Origin of the sequence: Vibrio sp. Makdt, from assembly GCF_027587015.1 — a bacterium.
Classification (GTDB): domain Bacteria; phylum Pseudomonadota; class Gammaproteobacteria; order Enterobacterales; family Vibrionaceae; genus Vibrio; species Vibrio chagasii_B.
The window spans coordinates 25,166-45,678 of the sequence record NZ_JAPPTH010000026.1 but is presented as its reverse complement, the minus strand read 5'-3'; the positions used below and the strand labels follow the sequence as shown (position 1 = coordinate 45,678).

General features: G+C 44.6%; 20 protein-coding genes and 1 pseudogene. 16 read left to right on the top strand and 5 right to left on the bottom strand.

The features are described 5' to 3' along the window. Positions 1–27 precede the first annotated feature (27 nt). From cobT to OH460_RS22845, 11 genes are all read left to right on the top strand, one after another. Positions 28–1,056 (top strand): nicotinate-nucleotide--dimethylbenzimidazole phosphoribosyltransferase, encoded by a 1,029-nt coding sequence (gene cobT, locus OH460_RS22895; RefSeq protein ID WP_269999638.1) that lies wholly within the window; start codon positions 28–30, stop codon positions 1,054–1,056. Continuing rightward, the gene (locus tag OH460_RS22890) at positions 1,056–1,862 is read left to right on the top strand and encodes an adenosylcobinamide-GDP ribazoletransferase (protein WP_269999637.1); all 807 of its coding nucleotides are present in this window, start codon (positions 1,056–1,058) and stop codon (positions 1,860–1,862) included. The genes cobT and OH460_RS22890 overlap by 1 nt, the downstream gene beginning before the upstream one ends. 26 nt (positions 1,863–1,888) lie before the next feature. Next, entirely contained in the window at positions 1,889–2,482 is a 594-nt protein-coding gene (gene cobU / locus OH460_RS22885; RefSeq protein WP_269999636.1) for a bifunctional adenosylcobinamide kinase/adenosylcobinamide-phosphate guanylyltransferase, read from the top strand. Between the two features lie 9 nt (positions 2,483–2,491). Further along, positions 2,492–3,109: an alpha-ribazole phosphatase family protein gene (gene cobC, locus OH460_RS22880; protein ID WP_269999635.1), complete on the top strand. Its 618-nt coding sequence runs from the start codon at positions 2,492–2,494 to the stop codon at positions 3,107–3,109. Positions 3,110–3,234: 125 nt separating this feature from the next. After that, a complete protein-coding gene (locus OH460_RS22875; protein ID WP_269999634.1) occupies positions 3,235–5,031 on the top strand; it encodes a M3 family oligoendopeptidase in 1,797 nt (598 codons plus the stop codon). Positions 5,032–5,297: 266 nt separating this feature from the next. Then, positions 5,298–6,326, top strand: a complete 1,029-nt coding sequence (locus tag OH460_RS22870) for a succinylglutamate desuccinylase (protein WP_137407745.1) — start codon at positions 5,298–5,300, stop codon at positions 6,324–6,326. Between the two features lie 134 nt (positions 6,327–6,460). After that, entirely contained in the window at positions 6,461–7,456 is a 996-nt protein-coding gene (gene btuC, locus OH460_RS22865; RefSeq protein WP_269999632.1) for a vitamin B12 ABC transporter permease BtuC, read from the top strand. After that, the gene (btuD, locus tag OH460_RS22860) at positions 7,443–8,201 is read left to right on the top strand and encodes a vitamin B12 ABC transporter ATP-binding protein BtuD (protein ID WP_269999630.1); all 759 of its coding nucleotides are present in this window, start codon (positions 7,443–7,445) and stop codon (positions 8,199–8,201) included. Before btuC ends, btuD begins: the two co-directional genes overlap by 14 nt. A 60-nt stretch (positions 8,202–8,261) precedes the next feature. Further along, positions 8,262–8,621, top strand: a complete 360-nt coding sequence (locus OH460_RS22855; RefSeq protein WP_105057019.1) for a DUF6559 family protein — start codon at positions 8,262–8,264, stop codon at positions 8,619–8,621. A gap of 419 nt (positions 8,622–9,040) precedes the next feature. Then, positions 9,041–10,486, top strand: coding sequence for an N-acetylglucosamine-binding protein GbpA (gene gbpA / locus OH460_RS22850; protein ID WP_269999628.1), 1,446 nt, complete (start codon positions 9,041–9,043; stop codon positions 10,484–10,486). A gap of 380 nt (positions 10,487–10,866) precedes the next feature. Next, positions 10,867–12,327, top strand: coding sequence for a lytic polysaccharide monooxygenase (locus tag OH460_RS22845; RefSeq protein WP_269999661.1), 1,461 nt, complete (start codon positions 10,867–10,869; stop codon positions 12,325–12,327). A gap of 189 nt (positions 12,328–12,516) precedes the next feature. Here OH460_RS22845 and OH460_RS22840 read toward each other — a convergent pair whose 3' ends face one another. From OH460_RS22840 to OH460_RS22830, 3 genes are all read right to left on the bottom strand, one after another. Next, positions 12,517–12,684 (bottom strand): hypothetical protein, encoded by a 168-nt coding sequence (locus tag OH460_RS22840; RefSeq protein WP_269999665.1) that lies wholly within the window; start codon positions 12,682–12,684, stop codon positions 12,517–12,519. A 59-nt stretch (positions 12,685–12,743) separates the two neighbouring features. Then, positions 12,744–13,463 (bottom strand): hypothetical protein, encoded by a 720-nt coding sequence (locus tag OH460_RS22835; protein WP_269999626.1) that lies wholly within the window; start codon positions 13,461–13,463, stop codon positions 12,744–12,746. Positions 13,464–13,560: 97 nt separating this feature from the next. Continuing rightward, positions 13,561–14,400 carry a LysR family transcriptional regulator gene (locus OH460_RS22830; RefSeq protein WP_269999625.1) on the bottom strand — a complete coding sequence of 280 codons (840 nt, stop codon included), beginning with the start codon at positions 14,398–14,400 and terminating at the stop codon, positions 13,561–13,563. Between the two features lie 193 nt (positions 14,401–14,593). On the opposite strand from OH460_RS22830, the gene gntH reads away from it, so the two are divergent. The 5 genes from gntH (at position 14,594) to OH460_RS22805 (ending at position 18,673) form a co-directional block, all read left to right on the top strand. Then, complete coding sequence (gntH, locus tag OH460_RS22825; RefSeq protein WP_269999624.1) at positions 14,594–16,219, top strand: guanitoxin biosynthesis MBL fold metallo-hydrolase GntH; 1,626 nt, start codon at positions 14,594–14,596, stop codon at positions 16,217–16,219. A gap of 124 nt (positions 16,220–16,343) precedes the next feature. Next, positions 16,344–16,859, top strand: coding sequence for a hypothetical protein (locus OH460_RS22820; RefSeq protein WP_269999623.1), 516 nt, complete (start codon positions 16,344–16,346; stop codon positions 16,857–16,859). A 179-nt stretch (positions 16,860–17,038) separates the two neighbouring features. Next, a complete protein-coding gene (locus OH460_RS22815) occupies positions 17,039–17,548 on the top strand; it encodes a hypothetical protein (RefSeq protein ID WP_269999622.1) in 510 nt (169 codons plus the stop codon). A 171-nt stretch (positions 17,549–17,719) separates the two neighbouring features. Next, the gene (locus OH460_RS22810; RefSeq protein ID WP_269999620.1) at positions 17,720–17,899 is read left to right on the top strand and encodes a hypothetical protein; all 180 of its coding nucleotides are present in this window, start codon (positions 17,720–17,722) and stop codon (positions 17,897–17,899) included. A gap of 285 nt (positions 17,900–18,184) precedes the next feature. Next, positions 18,185–18,673, top strand: coding sequence for a GNAT family N-acetyltransferase (locus OH460_RS22805; protein WP_008217559.1), 489 nt, complete (start codon positions 18,185–18,187; stop codon positions 18,671–18,673). A gap of 135 nt (positions 18,674–18,808) precedes the next feature. Here OH460_RS22805 and OH460_RS22800 read toward each other — a convergent pair. Both OH460_RS22800 and OH460_RS22795 read right to left on the bottom strand, forming a co-directional pair. After that, positions 18,809–19,171: pseudogene (locus OH460_RS22800) on the bottom strand (nucleoside triphosphate pyrophosphohydrolase family protein); the annotation flags it as partial. Between the two features lie 24 nt (positions 19,172–19,195). Then, positions 19,196–20,383, bottom strand: a complete 1,188-nt coding sequence (locus OH460_RS22795; RefSeq protein ID WP_269999618.1) for a DNA sulfur modification protein DndB — start codon at positions 20,381–20,383, stop codon at positions 19,196–19,198. Positions 20,384–20,513 lie beyond the last annotated feature (130 nt).

Here is a 20,513-nt window from a genome sequence, read left to right as displayed (position 1 = left end):
TCCTCAATCTAAGTGCCAACTAATTTTATGTTAGATACAAAATACTCGCAGTACATCCAACATCGCATTGACCAAAAAACTAAGCCGCTAGGCGCGCTTGGTTTACTAGAAAAGGTTGCTCATCAATTGGCTCTGATTCAAAGCCAAGGAAAAGAAGCTGCGGTTGAACATATTGAATTAAATAAACCGCGCATCATCATTTTTGCAGGTGATCATGGTGTTGCTGATGAAGGCGTGAGTATTGCCCCGAGTACCGTCACACAGCAGATGGTATTGAACTTCTTAAGTGGTGGCGCAGCGATTAACTGTTTCTGTGCGGTGAATAACATCGATATTACGGTGGTCGACACAGGAATATTGTTACCAATCGAATCTGATAACCCAATGCTGATCTCCCAGCGTTTGGGTACACGAACCAATAACTTTGCTAATGAAGCCGCAATGAGTTTAGAGACGGTAGAACGTGGGATTGAATTGGGCGCAGAGCTTGTATCTAGAACCATTTCGAATGGCACCAATATCATCATGTTTGGCGAAATGGGCATCGGTAATACCAGCAGCGCTTCAGCGATTTTGAGTGCACTAGCAAACCGTACTGCAGATGAGTGTGTTGGCCTAGGCACTGGTATCAATAACGAGCAGTTAGCAAGAAAAGTCGCGGTGGTTGAACAGGGCGTAGCTCGCTGCAAAGGACTCGACCCTAAATCGATTTTGACCCAAGTCGGCGGTTATGAAATCGTTCAAATGGTCGGTGCTTTCCTTGGTGCTTATCAAAACCGGACTCCAGCATTGGTCGATGGTTTTATCGTGTCAGTCGCTGCGTATGTCGCGACCTTAATTGAACCGAATTGCCGTGACTACATGATCTTTGCGCATCGCTCTGAAGAGTCAGGGCACAAAATCCTACTAGAACTTCTAGACGCGGAGCCGTTGCTTGACCTTGGCTTGAGGTTGGGCGAGGGCACGGGCGCAGCTTTAGCTATGCCAATCATCCGAGCGGCAGCGGAGTTCTATAACAGCATGGCGAGCTTCGAGAGCGCTGGAGTCACAGTTTAATGAGTGATTTTCCGGACAGATCTTGGAAAGATCGCGCTGCTTATCAATGGCAACTGTTTTCGTTGGCAATGGGCTTTTTTTCTCGCTTGCCGATGCCGAAGAATACGCCTTATTCAGAAGAGCGTATGAACCGTTCTGGTCGTTACTTTTCAACAGTCGGTTTTTTGCTGGGTGTCTTGTGCGGCGGTTTGTTTCTGTTGCTTGATACTGTGTTACCAAGCTCGATTGCCATCTTTTTGATGATGAGTTTTAGCTTAATGCTCACCGGCGCTTTCCATGAGGACGGTTTGACCGACATGGCGGATGGCATCGGTGGTGGTATGACATTGGAACGTCGTTTGACCATCATGAAAGACAGCCGCATCGGTACATACGGTGCGGCTGCGCTGATCATGGCTTTGCTTGGTAAGTGGGTTCTGCTCAATGAACTCGTCAGCATGGCTGAATTGTTTATGGTCATCGTGACGAGCTACACCTTTAGCCGAGCGATTGCGGCCTCCCTGATTTATGACATGCCTTATGTTAGCGACTTGGATACGAGCAAGAGTAAGCCTTTAGCCAACAAACAAACCAAGGGGGAGCTTGTCTTCCTTATGTTGGTTGGCCTGTTGCCAAGCTTGTGGTTTGGGCTAGCGTTTACGTGTGTTTTAGCTGTGATTGCTTACCTGTTTAGAGTGGGCTTCAAAAAGTGGTTAACGGCTCGAATTGGCGGCTTTACTGGTGACTGTTTGGGCGCGGCTCAACAGTTGATGGAACTGCTGATTTACGTTGTGTTTACCGCTGCGTTTTATAACGGCTTTATGTAACTCATTCAGGATTTTAGAGGCAACACATGACAACCAATAATCAAGCGTACCAGAGTCATCGCCATCTTGTTTTAGGTGGTGCGCGCTCAGGTAAGTCGAGTTTTGCAGAACAACAAGCATTATGTGCAATTGAAGCATGTTCAAATGGGCGTCTACATTACATAGCGACAGCTACCTATTTAGACGATGAAATGCGCGAGCGAATCGCTCATCACAAAGATCGTCGTGGTGAAGAGTGGATTGAGCATGAAGTACCCGTCGAATTAGCCGAAAAATTGCAGTTTTTTGAGAAAGAAGATGTCGTGCTGATTGACTGCCTAACATTGTGGTTGAACAACATCATCTTTGAACTGGGTGACGACGCAACCAATGAACAGGTTGAAGCCGTGGTTGAAGTATTGGTCAAAAGCGTCGAGCAAAGCCAAGCGCAAATTATCATGGTCTCTAACGAAGTGGGTTTAGGTGTTGTTCCTCTGGGTAAAGTGTCGCGCTTATTTGTAGACAATGCTGGGCGAATGAACCAAGCGCTCGCAAGCGTTGTCGAACGAGTCACGTTGATCGCCGCAGGATTACCGTTGAATTTAAAACCCTCAAATCATTCGTTTGATGCTCAAGGCTAGGTCTCATACATGGTCAATGGAACAACCAAAAATATCTATTTGCTAAGACACGGCAAGGTTGAAGGAAAAGCTGCGCTAAACGGTGTATCTGACGTGCTGGTTAACCCTGAGCTTCAACAGCAAATATGTGAAGCCTTGGTGCAACACGGTGTGGCTCTTGATGGTGTTATTACCTCGCCATTAAGGCGCTGCAGCGACCTAGCAAATTTATATGCAGAGCGCATGTCGGTGCCTTTGTCGATTGCACCAGAATTTCAAGAAATGAACTTTGGTGAGGTGGACGGCATCGCGTTTGATGAGCTTGAAGATAAGTGGGCGATGCTAGACACCTTTTGGCAAGACCCGGCAAATCATCAACTGACTGGAGCGGAAAGTTTACAGAGCTTCCACGACAGAGTAACTCAAGCTTGGTCGCAACTTTTGAATAACTCAAGTGACAATCTATTGATGGTTACTCATGGTGGCGTAATTCGAATGCTATTGGCGCATTGCCTTGATATTGATTGGAAAAATCCGAGCTTGTACTCGAAGCTATCGATTGAGAATGCCTCGATAACCCATATTCAAGTCACTCAGTTTGCGCAGAGCTTTATCAGCGTCAAAGCGATAGGCCTGCCTGTTCTCTGAGTGTCCAAAAACACAGTTTAAGAATTAACAATCTTAGAAGTATTAAAAGTAATTAGAAGTATAAAGCGGCGTTAACAGTCGCTATACCAGATTGGTATTACTACCTACGTGAAAGGAATTTAGTCATGACAACACCGAGTTGGGATCTAAGCATTGCTTATCGCGATCTTGATGATGCAAAAATTGAACAGGATATTGAACTCATTCAACAGTGTATCGAACTCTTGTACCTGCATGTTGAAAAGCGTCACATCATTCTGGCAATGCAAAACGCAATCCAGACCTCAGAAGCGGCAGGCACGCTACTGAGCACAATTAACACCTTTGCTAACTGTCACGCTTCAGTAGATGCGACTCATACAGAAGCCAAAGCGCTGCTTGGCCGTGTCGCAAAGCTGAACTCTGAAATGTCACAAGCGTTCAGCCCTTATGAAGATACGCTGATTCACGCAGAACCAGAGTTTATTGATGCCGTTTTAGAACACGAGAGTGCTGATGTTGCAGGCCAACGCTTCGCGATTGAAAGCTCACGTAAGCTATCAAGCAGCCGTCTCAGTGTGGCTGAAGAACAGCTTTTAGCAGCCATGAAAGTCGATGGCCGTGATGCATGGGGTCGTTTATACGATAACCTTACCGGCTCTTTGAAACTGTCTTTGAAACTTGATGGTGAAGAAGAAGCACTTGGTTTCTCGCAAGCGGCGAGCTTGTTGTACGGTAGCGAATTCGATAAACAAGAGCCTGCATGGCGCGCGGTTCAAGGTGCAATGAATACTCACCAAGAGTCATTTGCTTCGATCCTAAATGCGCTTGCAGGTTGGCGTCTGACTGAAAACAAAAAGCGCTCGAAAATCTCAGATGTACATTTCTTAGATCCAAGCTTGCACGGCAGCCGAATTGTGCCTGAAACGCTAGACACTATGATGTCTGTGGCGAAAGCTAATCGCGCAGTAGGCCAGAAAGCGGGTCTGTTGATGGCTAGAGTTCACGGCTTAGATGAAATGAAACCATGGAACCACTTAGCTGCGATGCCGCCATTAGGTGACAGCGAATCTAAGGTTTACCCATTTGATGAAGCGATCGAAGTGATCAAAACCGCTTTCGCTGAAGTGAATCCAGAGATGGCTGACTTCGTTGCTTTGATGGTTGAGAATGGTTGGATTGATGCAGCACCAGCAGCCAACAAACGTTTAGGCGCTTACTGTACTAAGTTTGCCGCGACACGCACGCCGCTTGTGTTCATGACTTGGAGTGGCAGCCGCTCTGACTTAATGACATTGGCACACGAGCTAGGCCACGCGTTCCATAACTGGGTAATGAAAGACATGCCGTTGTGCAAGACACGCTACCCAATGACGCTCGCAGAAACAGCTTCTATCTTTGCTGAAAACATCGTTCGTGACCACTTGTTAACGCAAGCCCAAACACGAAACGAGAAACTTGAAATGCTGTGGGAAGAGCTGTCTTCTTCATTGGCTTTAATGGTCAACATTCCAGTGCGCTTCGAATTCGAAAAAGCATTTTACGAGCAGCGTGAAAAAGGCGAGCTGACGGCGCAACAATTGTGTGACCTGATGGAAAGCACTTGGAAAGAGTGGTACGGCGATGCAATGACCGAAGCAGACCCTTACTTTTGGGCGAGCAAGTTACACTTCAGCATCTCTCAAGTGAGTTTCTACAACTATCCATACCTATTCGGTTATCTGTTCAGTAAAGGTGTTTACGCTCAGCGTGACGCGAAAGGTGAGCAGTTCTACGATGATTATGTCTCATTGCTTCGTGACACGGGTAGCATGATGGCGGAAGAAGTGGTTCAAAAACATTTAGGAATGGACCTGACTCAAGCCGATTTCTGGCAACAAAGCATCGACATGGTCAAAGTTCAGATCGATGAATTTGAAAGATTGCTCGATCAGGAAGATTAATTGATCTCAATCTGTTCATAGCAGGTAAGAGCTGTGTTAGCTTACGTGGCTCTTATCTTGCTGAAAGAACTTGATACAACCAAAAGTTGCTTTAAATAGAGAAAGTTATTTAGCACAGGCCTCGGTTTGTTGATAAGCAGGAAATATAAAATTTATGGGTAGTATTTGTGAGTGATAACGGAGTTTCTGTTGATAAGTGCGATCCTAGCAACACAATTTCTATGTACAATTTATTAACATACGGCCGTGCAATTAAGGAGTAACGCATGACGAAGACCCTCTTTCGCCAATCATTTCTTTTTGACAGCCTAGATCTTGAGCAAGAAGTGTTTGCAGGACAGACCGTACTGAGTAACGGTGTTCAAATTAAGCTTCATCAACGTGGCGTGTTGGAAGTGATTCCCGCTGATTACAGTTCTGAAACCAAGAACATTATCTTTTCAAGCGGTGTACACGGCGACGAAACCTCACCAATGGAGCTGATTGATAAGCTCGTTGAGGATATTGAAACAGGCTTTCAGGCAGTGAACGCTAGATGCTTGTTTATCATAGCTCACCCAGAAGCAACCAACGCGCATACCCGTTTTCTTGATGTGAATATGAACCGTCTGTTTGATGAAAAGCAGTACGAGAGCAATCGAGAAGTGGATATCGCCCAGAACTTAAAGTATCTGGTGACAGAGTTTTATAAAGAAACCAAGCCAGAAACACGCTGGCACTTAGATCTGCACTGTGCAATCCGTTTATCTAAGCATTATTCATTTGCAGTGAGCCCTAAGGTTCGCCACGAAGTACGTAGCAAAGAGTTATTCGACTTCATCAACAGTGCTCACGTTGAAGCCGTGTTGCTGTCGAATGCACCTACCAGCACGTTCAGCTGGTACAGCGCTGAAAACTTCGGAGCGCAGGCTCTTACAATGGAACTCGGGCAGGTCGCGAGAATTGGTGAGAACCAACTAGATAGACTAACGGCTTTTGATCTCGCTATGCGTAATTTAATCGCGGAAGCTGAGCCAGAGCATCTGCCAAAGCCAACCATTACTTATCGCGTTAGCCGCACTATTGTTCGCTTACATGATGATTTCGACTTCATGTTCTCAGACTCTGTAGAGAACTTTACTGCCTTTAAGCACGGTGAAGTCTTTGGTCATGATGGTGACAAACCATTGATGGCGAAGAATGAAAATGAAGCGGTGGTGTTCCCTAATCGTAATGTTGCTATCGGTCAACGAGCAGCTTTAATGGTGTGTGAAGTGGAAACGCGATTCGACCATGGTCAGTTGGTTTACGATTAATCTGTAGCAGCGACGACGGTTTGTTGAATAACCGCTCAACTGGTTGAAATATCAAGGTTCACATTACGGTGTGAGCCTTGAGTTTATTTGGGGATACAGGTAAGGTTACGCGAACAATCTCAAAGTAGCTTGATATGGATTTCCAACAACTTCTTCACCAAAAACAGCGCAAATGGACGCGAGCCATTTATCTGATGGCATCACTGCTTATCGCGCTGAGTGCTATTTACCTAATGGTTGGCGATCTCTTCATTTCCCCTCTGGGCACCTTGTCCACATTAGAACAAAAACTACTGATTGATTTACGCTTACCTCGATTATTAGCAGCTATTGCCATCGGGGCAGGGCTAGCGGTTTCTGGCGCAAGCTTACAAGTGTTATTAGGCAACGTATTGGCAGAACCAGGTGTGCTCGGCATTTCTGGTGGTGCAAGCCTCGCCATGGTGATTGTGCTGTTCTTCTTGCCGTTTGCGCCGACTCCAGAACTCTTTATGATTGCAGCCGTATTAGGGTCACTCTGTTTCACCGTGATTCTGGTGAGCATGGTAAAAGCGATGCGACTGACCACATCCAAACTGCTGTTGGTGGGTGTTGCGTTAGGCATTCTTTCTGGCGCGATGGTGACATGGGCGTTTTATTTTAGTGACGACCTTAGCCTTCGCTTATTGATGTACTGGCTAATGGGCAGCCTAGGTGGTGTGACTTGGTATCAGCATTCGCTAACGTTAGTGATGATCCCTGTGATTATTTGGTTGTGTTTACAAGGCAGTAAGCTAGACAAAATGATGATAGGGGAGACACACGCTGCGCAACTGGGTGTGAATGTACCCAAGTTACGTTGGCGCTTAATCTTCGCTGTGTCTATTTTGGTCGGCTGTGCAGTGGCGTTAGGCGGCGTAATCAGCTTTGTGGGCTTGGTTGTGCCACACTTACTGCGTTTAGCGATTGGTACGGATAACAAATACCTGCTTCCTTTGTCTGCAGTTGCGGGTGCTGCATTGTTGGTGTTTGCTGATATTTGCGCGCGTACTTTACTGGACTCTGCAGAATTACCTTTGGGTGTGATGACCACAAGTATAGGTGCGCCTATCTTCATTTGGATGTTAATTAGAAATCATGATTCAAATTAAGAGCCTGAGCGTCGGCGCTCGTTTATTACCGCTATCATTCGAGCTTAACCAAGGGCAAGTGACTCACGTTATCGGCCCCAATGGCAGCGGTAAAAGTACCTTACTTGAGGCCATTTCGGGTATCGGTGATGGTTACAAGGGCGATATCAAGCTCGATGAACAAGACTTATCAGATCTATCGCTGCAAGACTTGTCACTGCATCGCGCTTATTTGTGTCAAAGCGCAAGACCTGCTTTCAACTTAGAAGTATTCCAATACCTTGCGTTGTCTCTGCCAAGTTCTTCACAAGGACTTGATACTGAAATCAATGCTGCTTTGGAAGAGATAACCCAGATGCTCGATATTGCAGACAAGCTTCATCGCTCTATTCAAGCTTTATCTGGTGGTGAGTGGCAACGCGTTCGCTTGGCGGGCATGTGCTTGCAAATTTGGCCGACACTTAACCCATACGCGAAGTTGTTGATTCTCGATGAGCCAGCGGCGCCATTGGATATTGCTCAAGAAGCGTTACTCTACAAGCTCATTGAACGAGTGGCAGAGAAGGGCATTGCGGTGATCATGGCGAATCATGATCTTAACCGCACCTTAAGACATGCTGACCAAGTGCTACTGCTCGACAAAGGCGTTTTACAAGCTTCTGGTACAGCGGCAGAAGTGCTGACTCCAGAGCAACTTGAGGCTGTATTCAACACTCAAGTGAAAAGTGTATCAGTGGATGATCAAACATACCTTATATTTGAGTAAGTGGATCTTGAGTCAACAAACCGTTCAGAAACATTAGGTGTTTTAACATAAGGAGTTGGTGTGCTTCGATACATTCAACGACGCAGAATTAAAAAAGTGATTAAGCTTCTTTCAGCCAAGATGGTAAAGAGTTATGGGAGCCGTGATTTCTTCTCTATCGGACAAGTTGAAACCAGTTCTAAAGAGCTGAGCAAGCGTCAACAACACATTGCATTGGCTTTGTTTGCTGATCCACAAGATCTTGATACTGAATTGCTGCCCACCATTCAATTGCTGAGAAATGATGTCTCTAACGATTTCTTTGGCGGCGAGGACTACAACGCACGCGATATTCTGAATCTTCTGGGAGGTAGTGGTTGGAAGGGCGGCCGCATGGATGATGACATGTCACATCGCATGGGTATGAATAGCCGCTATTAAGGTCTTTTGATATTTATCTCATCCGTTATCGTTCTCGTTAAAATCGTAATTTTGGCGAGAAACTCCTTTTCAAAACTTTCTATTCTTTAAACCTCACCGACTAAACAAGCCTAAAACTCTTTAAACAACCAGTATTTGATCCAATCTTTTTCTGGGTACACCTCAATTTTTTCAGATATATAAGCGATCCTCTACCTCATGTCACCTTTGTTGAGTATCAATTAGGCTTATTGACTAAATAATTCAATCTTCATCACCCATGCTCAAATTGAACGATATGCACTCACTTTATTAATGTTCGAGCCAAGTAACGATTACTGAAGTGTGGCTGTTGGTTCATGCAAGAAAGTCAAATCAGCTAGCAGGACAAGACAAGTAGCCTGCGGCTTGGCAAATAAAGTCTTTAATTTGGAATGGCTATGAGAATAAAAATCGAGAAAACGGCTTTAGCAATCGCTTTGTCTACAGTCTGTGGTGGTGCAATGGCGCACGGTTTTGTGTCACTAAATGACGACGGCAACATTATAAGCCGTGTTGCTTTGTGTCACTTGGAAGACTCAGAGGGACAGCCGAAGAACATGGATTGTGGCAACATACAGTATGAGCCTCAAAGTGTGGAAGGCTTTGATGGCTTCCCGGAAAATGGACCACGTGATGGTTACATCGCCAGTGCTGAAATCGCAATAGCGAGAAACTTAGATGAGCAAACTTCCGAGCGCTGGCAGAAACGCTCAATCAAAGCGGGCTCCCAAGAGTTTGAGTGGACCTTTAAGGCTAACCACGTAGCTGCCGGTTTTAAGTATTACATCACGAAGGAAGGCTGGGACCAAAACTCACCATTGGAACGTGCTTCGTTTGACCTTACACCTTTCTGTGAAGTTGATGGTCATGGAGAGATAACACAAGATACGGCTACTCACACTTGTAACGTACCGGTGCGAGAAGGCTATCACGTGATTTTGGCGGTTTGGGATGTTGGTGATACAGATAAGGCTTTCTATAATGCAATTGATGTTGTGTTTGATGGCGATGACTCTCATTTACCGGGTTGGGAAAAAGTAGGCCAGATAATTCCGACTATGAATTTGAAAAAGGGGGATGCGGTATATACACGTGTATTCGATGGATCAGGTGAAAACACATCATTGAGTACCCGAGTCGAGATTGCGAGTAGTGAGTCCGGACAACCAAAGAACTGGTCAAAGGCATTAGCGACCAAAGTTAACCAAGAGCATGACGATATTAAGTCTGGCGTATGGAGTGAAAACGGGTTCGATCCAATTTATGGCGTTAACCCTATATACGTCAATAAAGACAGTGGCATCCAGCGTGTCGAGATAGGCTACGATGTTGAAGTACCTGAACCAGATACATCACTGACTGTTGAAGGGCTAGAGCCTGAATACATCATTGGCGATGAAGCGACGGTTCTCGATCTTACATTGATTGCCGAAGGTGACGCTCAAGCTGAGCTTACTGTCTATAACCATGGGCGTGAGTCACTAGCGCATTGGAGTGGCCTGGTTGAAGATGAAACCTCTGAATCGGTCACGCTTCCGCTATCCAAATCTGAGGCTGGTCACCATATGTTAGTGGTGAGTGTTAAAAACAGTGAAGGTAAGCTAGTCGGTCAGCAAACCCTCAATTTCCACTTGGTTGAAGCGGGCACTCCGCCGCCACAACATGATTATGTTTACCCTGAAGGGTTTGGTAGTTATATCGAAGGGGATATTGTCCTATTCGAAGGGGAGGGCGTCTATCAATGTTACGGCCCTTGGGCGGCAGAATGTAACAATGAAGCTTACTTACCAGGTGTCGCTGCCGACCCAAATTGGGTGGAGCAGCAATGGGAAAAGTTGGACTAAGATCTCACTCATCTAGCTGATTTAATCCTCTTTTGACTATGAGAACCTCAAAGTGGCTTACTCGCTAAGCCGCTTTTTTCTTCACTTTGAATATTGTTTCTACAATCAGGACAGGATACTGAGATCCAATAATTAGAAGCAACATCATCTATCTACAACGCTTTTGTTTGAGTTGTGTGATTCCGATTCCTATCGATATAAAACTCGCTGTTATTGATAAAATTGACGTATATATTTTTCGTTGTTCTTTAAACGAAAAATATAAATCCTTGAACTACAATCCTGATTGATTAGCAGTCATTGGCATTGTTTAGGATAAAATAATAGAGAGTGGGAAAGTGACAACAATAAATCATAATCTTCTTAAAGCTGCAGTAGGTATGGCTTTGCTATCGAGTGTGCCGTCAGTGGCAAATGCTCATGGTTGGTCTGAGTTTCCAAGTGCACGTCAGAACACGTGTTACGAGCAAGGTGGTATTTGGTCGGGTACACCACCTAATGCCGCGTGTGCTCAAGCAAAAGACATTTCTGGTTCATATCCGTTTGTTCAGCGTAACGAATATGCAAAAAATATCCAGGATTTCAACAACATCAATGCTGTAAAAGCAGCGATTCCTGACGGCACGTTATGTTACGCCAATGATTCGCAAAAGCGTGGTATGGGTGCGCCTCATACAGGCTGGACTCGTACCGAGCTAAGCACTGGTACCTTTGAATATGTATTCAACGCGACAGCACCACACAACCCTTCATTCTGGGAGTTCTACCTAACCAAACCAAATGCAGACCTAAGCAAAGGCCTAGCGTGGGGAGATTTAGAGCTTATCCAAGAAGAGGGCAATGTCCCTGTAAATGGCGGTAAATACCGTATCAATGTAACCATTCCTTCGGACCGCTCTGGCGATGCAATCCTGTTTGTGCGCTGGCAACGTAATGATTCAGCAGGTGAAGGCTTCTACAACTGTTCAGACATCACTATTACTGGTGGTACAACTCCTCCACCAGAGCCGGGTCCAGAGCCTGATCTAGTGCGTGGTGATCTGTTTGTTTCAGACCAATTTGGAACGCCAGAAGTTGGCGACACCGTTAAGTACGACATCATCAACAAGTATGGTGAAATCGCGCGCAGCTTCGACATCGTGATTGATGCGAGCAACGTTAACGATTGGGCTCGCTTGCTTGCTTCAGAGATTAACGGTTGGCACGAAGAGTTTAAAGATGGCGCGGTCTTTATCGGCGACTGGCATGCTGAAATGCAGCACTATATGTACTTCCAAAATGATCCTTCACGTAACTTCTTCAACTCAAAAGATGGCCGTGCATCTGGTCAGTTAACGTTGATTGACGGTGGTGATGGCGGTGTTGAACCGTTGAAAGGCGACATCTACGAACTTGTGAAGAGTGACAACGTAGTGAATGCGGGCGACAAAGTAGTGATTGCAACAAGCGAAGCTGCAAACCTAACTCAGACTCAAGGTTCTGCAGTAAGCATCCAAAACAATGGTACGGCTTCAATTGTGGTTGATACTACAGCGATCACAGCGAACGAAACATTGTCTTTCATTGCTAGCTCTATTGAAAGTGAGAGCGTTGAAACCTTCACATTCGAAGTGATTGCTGATGATAGTGGCGTAACACCAGACCCAGATCCAACGCCTGATCCAGATCCGACTCCGGACCCAGACAATGGCACATGGGACTCGTCTAAGGTTTACCTTGGTGGTGAAATCGTGACTTACTCGAACCAGTCATGGAAAGCACAATGGTGGGTTCAGGGTGGTACAAACCCTGAAGCTACCTACGAAAACGACAAGTGGGGCGTTTGGCGTCCAGCTAACTAGTCGCAACGCTTGAACTCGTTTGTTCGTTTTGACTAACCAATGGAATTAATAATCATGACACCACGCTTACATATGAGTGTGGTGTTTTTTGTTAAAGGTTGTAATCCCTCTAATGAAATAGGTTTGATTATGCTTAAGTCAGGTTGTTATGAGGTGGGGCATTGGTTTTAGGCCTGTCTTTGATACCTCTTAGATATGCAGCTCATCGCTTTTATCATCAAAACAGCACTCATATTGGTCCTGAGCAGTAAAATAGGCTTCGTCGTTATTAGCGTAGGTGGGAATCGCAGAAAACAAAACGATACTGATCGCTGCAGCGATATTAATGACTTTGTTACGTTGAGGAGTCATTTTCATAGTAGTGCCCTCGAAAGGTGGGCAAATCCATCTGCCTATGAGAATTGAATCTGAGATGTTTAGAAGTCGTAAGACAAACCAAGTGTGATGATGCTGTCGTTGTCGATCGGGCCCATCGATTGGCCGTTCAAGTAAAGGTCACCTTCGTTGGTATTGAAATAGGTGTATTTCACGTAGGGTGTCCAGTCGTCGATGCTCTTAGAAAGAACGACTTCGTGTTCATTGGTACGGTAGTCGCCTTGATGAAAATAGACATTGTCACCTTCATGGGTAAACCCGCCGTTGGATCCATCACTGTTTTCGTGAGTGTATTGGTAAGCTAAATCCCAACCGGCGAGTGAGTACCCCGCACCGGCGATGAACTTATTGGTATTAATCGTGGTGTCGCTTACATTCTCGAGTACTTGGCCTGACTGGTTATATCCCAATCCACTGAATACATTGAAATTATCGTTCACTTGATAATCGATAATACCTTCGATTAATAACTCTTCACCATTGTCCCATTTACCGAGTTCACCGTATAGGTTGAACGTGAAGGACTCGCTGATGTGAAAGTCGTGGCCATAACCCGCAGCCAACCAACCCTGGTCATCAAAACCTATATAAACTTGTCCATTTTCTGAGGTGTTGATTAATGCGCCAGCTTCGGTGCTATAGACACCGTTATCAGCAGCATTAGAGGCAACGTTTTGTTCGATGTAAACTTGAGTCGAAGTCGCAAACGCTGCACTGCTGAGTAGTGTAAGTGGTAGTGCAATAAGGTTAAGTTTGTTCATGGATTCTCCAGTGTTGTTCTATTGAATAACTTGCTGGAGAGTATCTAATGAAACCAAATTTATATTAATAGGGTTAACTTTAGTTAAAACCTCAGTTTCATTTATGTTTTCTTAATGCCGATTTGATTGCTTCTCGGGTTTTGATGTGCTGTTCGTCGTTAGCGTAACGGCGGTGATAGAGCACTCGAAACGTGATCGGTCTTAATTTGATAGGGATAGGGTGAACGCGTAAGCCAAGCGCTGGTGCAAGCATTTCTGCAAAAGAGCGAGTAGAAGCGGCGATATAATCCGTCGTGCTTGCCAAAATCAGCATGCTTGAAATTGAGCTAGTTTCAATCCTGACTTTTCGCGGCTCGATATCGTTCTCGGATAAAAATTCGACCGTGTTCATGTTTGCGCGTTTGATCTTGAGCGCAATATGTTCCTCTTGGAAATACTCTTCTTTACTCAGTGTCTCACCAATTCTAGGGTGGTTGATTCGAGTCAGGCACACGGGTTCCTCATCGACGATGGTTTCTTCAATCAATGAGTGTTTCTTACTCGAAAGTACATCAATGACGATATCCACTTTTTGTGCAGTAAGCGCATCAAACAGTTCTTCCTCTTCGAGTGGCGCTTCTGTAAAGCTTACGCCTTCAACCTGGCTAACGAAATGAAGCAAGCTCTCTGTGCAATAGACTTTAAGGTCATTCTTTTGCTGCTCAACCGTTCCAATGATGTTCAATGGATCTTCTATCTTGTTAGCGAGTGATACCGCTGCACCAGTAGGCGCGATACCTCGTCCTTCTCTCACAAATAAAGTTTTCCCCACAACACCTTCGAGTCTCTTAATTGCCGCGCTTACTGCAGGTTGAGAAATATCGAGCTGCTCTGATGCCACGGTGATAGAGCTGTGTTTGTAAACGGCCAAAAATGTCGTTAGTAGATTAAGGTCCAAATTCAGTTCCCTCTATTCTTATTGCCACTCATCCAAATCATGGTGGAGTCTTTATTGACTCATAAATGAAATGGAGGTTTTGAGTAAAGTTTACACTATATATCAAGGTTCTGTTTATTAATAAACTTGTTTGCATCGGAGTGAGGAAGGAACTTCATTCATTTACTAAATACTCAGACCGATAGGTGAAACTATGAGAACTTTCGCAAAATTATCAATCATCTCTACAGCAATGATCATCACGTCAACCGCTTTTGCTGCTGACCCAATGATGCAATACAACACCAAGCAGACTAACTCTGACATTCAAAAACTCGAGAAATTTGAATATCACGAAGGCGAAACCCTTGAAGAGTATCTGAGCAACCAACCTAAGGGGAACTTGTACTCTTCAGAAGAAGAAGTGCTTTCTGTGTTAATGGGCGGTGTAAATAATGGTGACTATCGCAAAGAAACCAATTCAGGTTGGAAAGAAGGCCTGATGTTTGAGGGCATTGCACCTTATGGAGATCACATGGTGTCGGGCGCCAACTGGTTCCCACGAACTGAAGAAGTTCAACCGGATGAAATGCGTGTCACGTTCATGGGGACATCACCAATGATTCGCCCGGGGCAGGCAAACACCTCGATATACGTCGAATTGGGTAACGGCTCTAACTTTGTCTTTGATTTAGGTGAAGGCTCTATTGCGAACTACGTAGCGGCGGGTGTCGCGATGAATGAACTCGACCATATATTCATCACTCACTTACACGTAGACCATTACGGCTCGTTACCTTACCTGTATCAATTTGGTGGTTGGAATGGTCGCTGGGAAAAGCCGCTTAACATTTATGGCCCGAGTGGTGCGACTCCAGAGTATGGCACTCGTCATATGATTGAAGGTATGCAGCAAATGTTGAACTGGCACACCGATGCATTTGATGTGTTCCCATCAGGCAACGACATTGTGGTTCACGAGTTTGATTTCCGCGACGACGGTGGCGTTATCTATGACCAAGATAATGTGGAAGTGATTCACTGGCGACGCAGTCACGCAAAAGATGGCGCGTCTGGTTACCGCTTGAATTGGACTCAAGATGACGGTCGAGTGCTTTCATTTGTCTGGACAGGAGACGGTCGCCCAACAGAGTTGGATTTGAAATACGCAAAAGGTGCAGACTTGTTCATTACTGAACTGCAAACCGAAACGTTTGGTGTGTCTTCGATTATTCAAGGTGTGCCGCCATTCTTAGCACGCTACACCGTTGATACTCACCACACGCCAGCGTACGCGGCGGGTTATGTGGCGAATGAAGTACAACCGCGCTTGTTTATGACAACGCACATGACATTCGACCCATATCTTAATGAGGAAACCGTTGCAGAGGTTCGCCACCATTGGCAAGGACCTTACCACTTCGGCGCGCCAGATGGCATTGTCGTTAACATGACTAAAGATAATGCGTGGGTTCGTGAAGGTATTTTACCTGATTTCCCGAATGCACGAGCGCCACAATTTGATATGGCAGATGGGTCTGACTTTAGAATTCCGTTGCCGAAAAACAGCCGTGAAGACATACAAGAACAAGAGATTCGTGATTTAGAGCTGGATCCAAAACTGTACTACCCAGAAGGCTACCATCCAGAGCTGTTAACTGAATGGCCAGTCGACCGTGACATCGTGATCCCAGCTGAACAAGTACCAGAAGCAATGAAGCAAGGTATGAACACCAAGCAAGAATACATGGATAGAGTGCGTGCTCACCATAACCTTGAGCGCAAGTCGGTAAGTCGTCCAACTGAGCCTGGTGAAGGAGCAGGAACCGATAACAAATAGGGTATTTGTAGTGAGGGCTGATGTGCCCTCACATCCTAAAAACTTAGGTAAACAAACCCATTCTATTACTCAACCATAAAATCATTGCTAGTAACATCTTTGCTTAGAATATCTGGAGTTCATTATGAAAAAATCAATTTTAGCGGTCGTTATCCTTTCTTTAGTAGCAGGGTCTGTATTCGCTAACGGACAATCAAATGCTCACAACTATCAACCTGGTGCGACGAATAACTCAGAACGTTTAGCGGACATTGATCCTAACTACGAACTGGCCTTACCTTCAGAAAAAAAAGGCTACACCATGTACGACAACCAATACATGTCAGATGGTGGCACCTACACAACGTACGTCAAACCGAACCCTTCCGATGCAATGCATGTTGCCGATGAAGGCTCACTAAAAATAACGCACGGTGAAGGTGGAGGCATTATGACGGAATACACAATAAAGGATGGCCAACACGCTTTTTCTGTTATGTGTGGATACACCTCAGGTCCTTCATTCTGGGCTGATGGAAAACCCGCGAAGGTATGTGAAGAGGCGCAAGCATTAGCGGTTGCCTTAGAAGCAAAAGGGCAATGGGAGATGAAGCAGATGGCTTACACCATCGCTCCAGCAAGAATCGTGGTTGATAAGTGATTTTTGTCTACAGAACGCTCGTTATATCGAGCCTCGTAATCCAATCATATTGATTATTTGTAGTGAGATGAAGAGGGGGCTCAGGCTGAAATATTCCTGACGTTCCCATCCGCTTATCTCACCAGAAGTTAAGGCAAGCAATTAATCAAATTGGTCTCTCAAATTTAGAAGGTCTATCCATGAATAACACTATTAAATTACTGGCTATCGCATGTGTTTTACTTACTCCAATGCTTGTAGCCGCTGCTGAACATAATCACAGTCACAATCATTTCAACCCTGCACTAGAACAACTTGGTGATGACATTATTGGTCTAACCGTGTGTTACAAAAATGGTCACCTTTCTGATGAAAACCAAGAACCTGCTTTTATGAACCTTATCAACCACGCCAATGTGGAAGGAGAGGAGTTAGGGATGTTCTACATGGACAAATTGGGCCCTAAAGCCGAGCAAATCATGAGTGATGACGAGGCTCGTCGCTTATGGACTGAAGATTATTGTGCTGATTTAACTGATACCTATTTGGACTCAGATAAGTTGGCTGAAAGAGCAAATGAACAACAAGGTCATTCCCACGGACACGATCATGGGCATCACCATAATCATGACCACCATGGACATGGCGATTTGGCACCAGAGGTGCTCGAGCAAGATATCGAACGAGGGCGTTTGCTCAGTATCAACTAAGCCCAATAAGATTAAGCGTACTTACTTTGTTGCCTCTTGGCACAAAATGGTAAGACTCGAATCGAGCGAATGACTAGAATTATCTCAAACGAAACAAGTGAATTAGGGCGGGTTCTAGTCACTTTATCTTATTCGAATGGATGCTTTGAAAGCTCGAAAGAGGATTATTTTATGTACGAACTAACACTGATTCTAAGCCTAATGATGGGTGGCGCTGACAGCACAGCAGAAATGGAAGTTAACACCCATTTTACGACTCTTGAGCAATGTAATGAAGAAGGCGCAGCGCTAGCTGAGAAGCTAAATGCAACAGACCTTAAAGTCATTCAAGTTCAATGCGAACGTGATTAACCAGAACAGTATTAGTTAGACCATGATGAACCAAAGCTAACTAATTCCATAGATTTGGCTGCGTGGGCACACCCGAGGTGCCCATATCGAATTACCTCTAGTTTAACTAATCTTGATTCCTCAAATTTACTTCTTCAGATCATCCACATACATTCCCCACATCAGCCCCAATAAAAACAATTTCGTCTAACCTATTGTTAAATATTTACTATTTGATAGTGTGTCTAGGTGCACATAAAAAGTGTACTTCAAATTTAGCAAAAAATAATAACAGTAGGAGTTGCGATGAGTATTGTAGTGAGACGCTCTGAACCGTCAGATGCAAAGGGAATAAAAGAAGTTTACGAATGCACTAATGCTTATACCGGTACGCTGCAACTCCCAAATCCATCTCTGGAAACTTGGCAAAAACGAATCTCAAATGTTCCAGATAACGTTTACTCTTATGTCGCGTTATTGGATGGAGAAATTGTTGGCAACTTAGGCTTGGAAGTATGTGTAAACCCAAGAAGGCGTCATGTCGCTTCTTTTGGTATGGGTGTTAAAGACGATGTGTTAGGCAGAGGCGTAGGTAGCCAGTTACTCGCAACGGCGATCGACTTGTGTGATAACTGGATTAACATCAAACGACTGGAACTGACCGTTTATACCGATAACGAACGAGCGATCAGCCTGTATAAGAAGTTTGGCTTCGTGATTGAGGGGGAGTCTGCAGGGTTCGCTTTTAGAAATGGCGAATATGTGGCGGCTTATCACATGGCTCGACTAGTATAGCGCTCGGCTTCTAACCACGGCTACAATTAAAACAGCTAGAGTTCTCCAATAGAGAATAAAACGCCACGTTACAATAACGTGGCGTTTTCTATTTCAGTCAACTGATGCTTTGAAGCGCTTCAGTTTTAACTTTACTTAAGCTGTAAGAGGCTCAAGGTTCGCAGGACGGTAGTGTACCGATTTTAGTACTTTGCCTTGGCGAACCGTTTTACCTTCCGATACAAAATCTTCAGCGCATTTAGCAATGATGTATTCACCTTTTTGAACCGCCATTAGCTTAATGTTCTGCTCAGCATAGAATGCTTCTGTTTCTGCGTATTCTGTTTCATTACGGCATACTTTGCTCATGTTGCTTGAGTGTACTTCGTCCCAGCAAGGTAAGAAGTCAATTGAACGGTTTTTGGCAACGTTCAACAGTAAGTCGATTAAGTAGCTGATCGCTAGGTTGTCTTCTACTTTGGATTGGCCAAGGTGAACCAAACGTCCCATCAAAACATATTTTCCTAAGTGGTATGGAGGTTGTCAATTTGTTACGTCTGACAGGAGAGAAATGAAATACCGCGCAACGCCATCACGCAGGCTCCTTCCACCTCCAGTTGCATTGATGTAATACTTGCCAGTAGCGTCCAGCTTAAGAGCACTACATTGACTCCAATGTTTCGCCGATTTGTCATACTCCAAGGAGCCCAGCATAAAACCTGCTTCTCTAGCAGAGCCCGTCGCGCAAGTCTCATGTAAATGATGAATGACCAGACCAAGCGCTTGCCATACCTGAGGGGAAGAGTGGAAATTGTCGTTTGTATTTTCAAACTGATATTCAACAGTTTCAAGCCATGCTTTTAAAAAAGTGACAATTGACTGCTGTCGTTCGTTAATAAGTTCTTTTGTAATTTCCTTTTTATTTGGTAGTTTGCGCGGTAACGGGGTAGTCAGTCTAGCACTCTTGCCACCAATGGCAGCTAATACTAAACCAGCCATTGATGACTGTGTTGTTATGAAGGAATCACTCTTAGTAAGTCTTGAAGATGTAGACATCCCCCCAAACTTTTCTAAATTAATTTCTTTGGCAATTTCTTCTACAGCTAGCATTATTGGATGAGTCACTTCGTTATACACTTCAAGTGAAACAGAATGAACTCTGGTATCGAGTTTGTTATATGAATGCAGTAAGGAAACAATCTCACGCTGAGATATTTTTGTGTTATTTCGATAAATAACATTGACCGAAATCGGTAATCTAGCTATCTGGGCAAGTACTTTTTCAGAGGGACTCGGTTGAATACCAAGCAATGCAGACTTTGTGATTGAGAGTTCAGATTTTGTGAACGCCCCGTATGCTGCTAACAGTTGAATTCCCTGAACAATATAAGCTTTCTGCGATGAGTAGGTTATTGAAATTAGACCTAATCGGTCATCATTCATCTCATTGACTGAACCTTCTACCACTAGCGTCATACTCAAAAGTGGGGTCAAACTAGTGTCGCCAACTGAATCTAATAACAAACGTTGAACATTTTCTACTTGTGCTACGTTAATCGGCCTAGACATGTCTAAAGTCAGGCTTTGCACACCTTCTAGTTCATCAGGTAAACAGCATGACTTTACAGCCTGAGATAGTGGTAGGGTGCAGTGAATCGATTTTGCCCCTCGCCCGCTGGCGCTGGACAGGACACTAACCCCCTTTAGCGTCACAACATTCTTTTTTGTCATTATTTCAGATTCTTAGCGTTTCCAACCCCAATACCTTAACAAAAAAACATAAAAAACATTTGATCGGGGCGCCGCCCCGATCAATAATCCGCCACATTCTTAAACAATTGAATAGATATGAGGCAATATT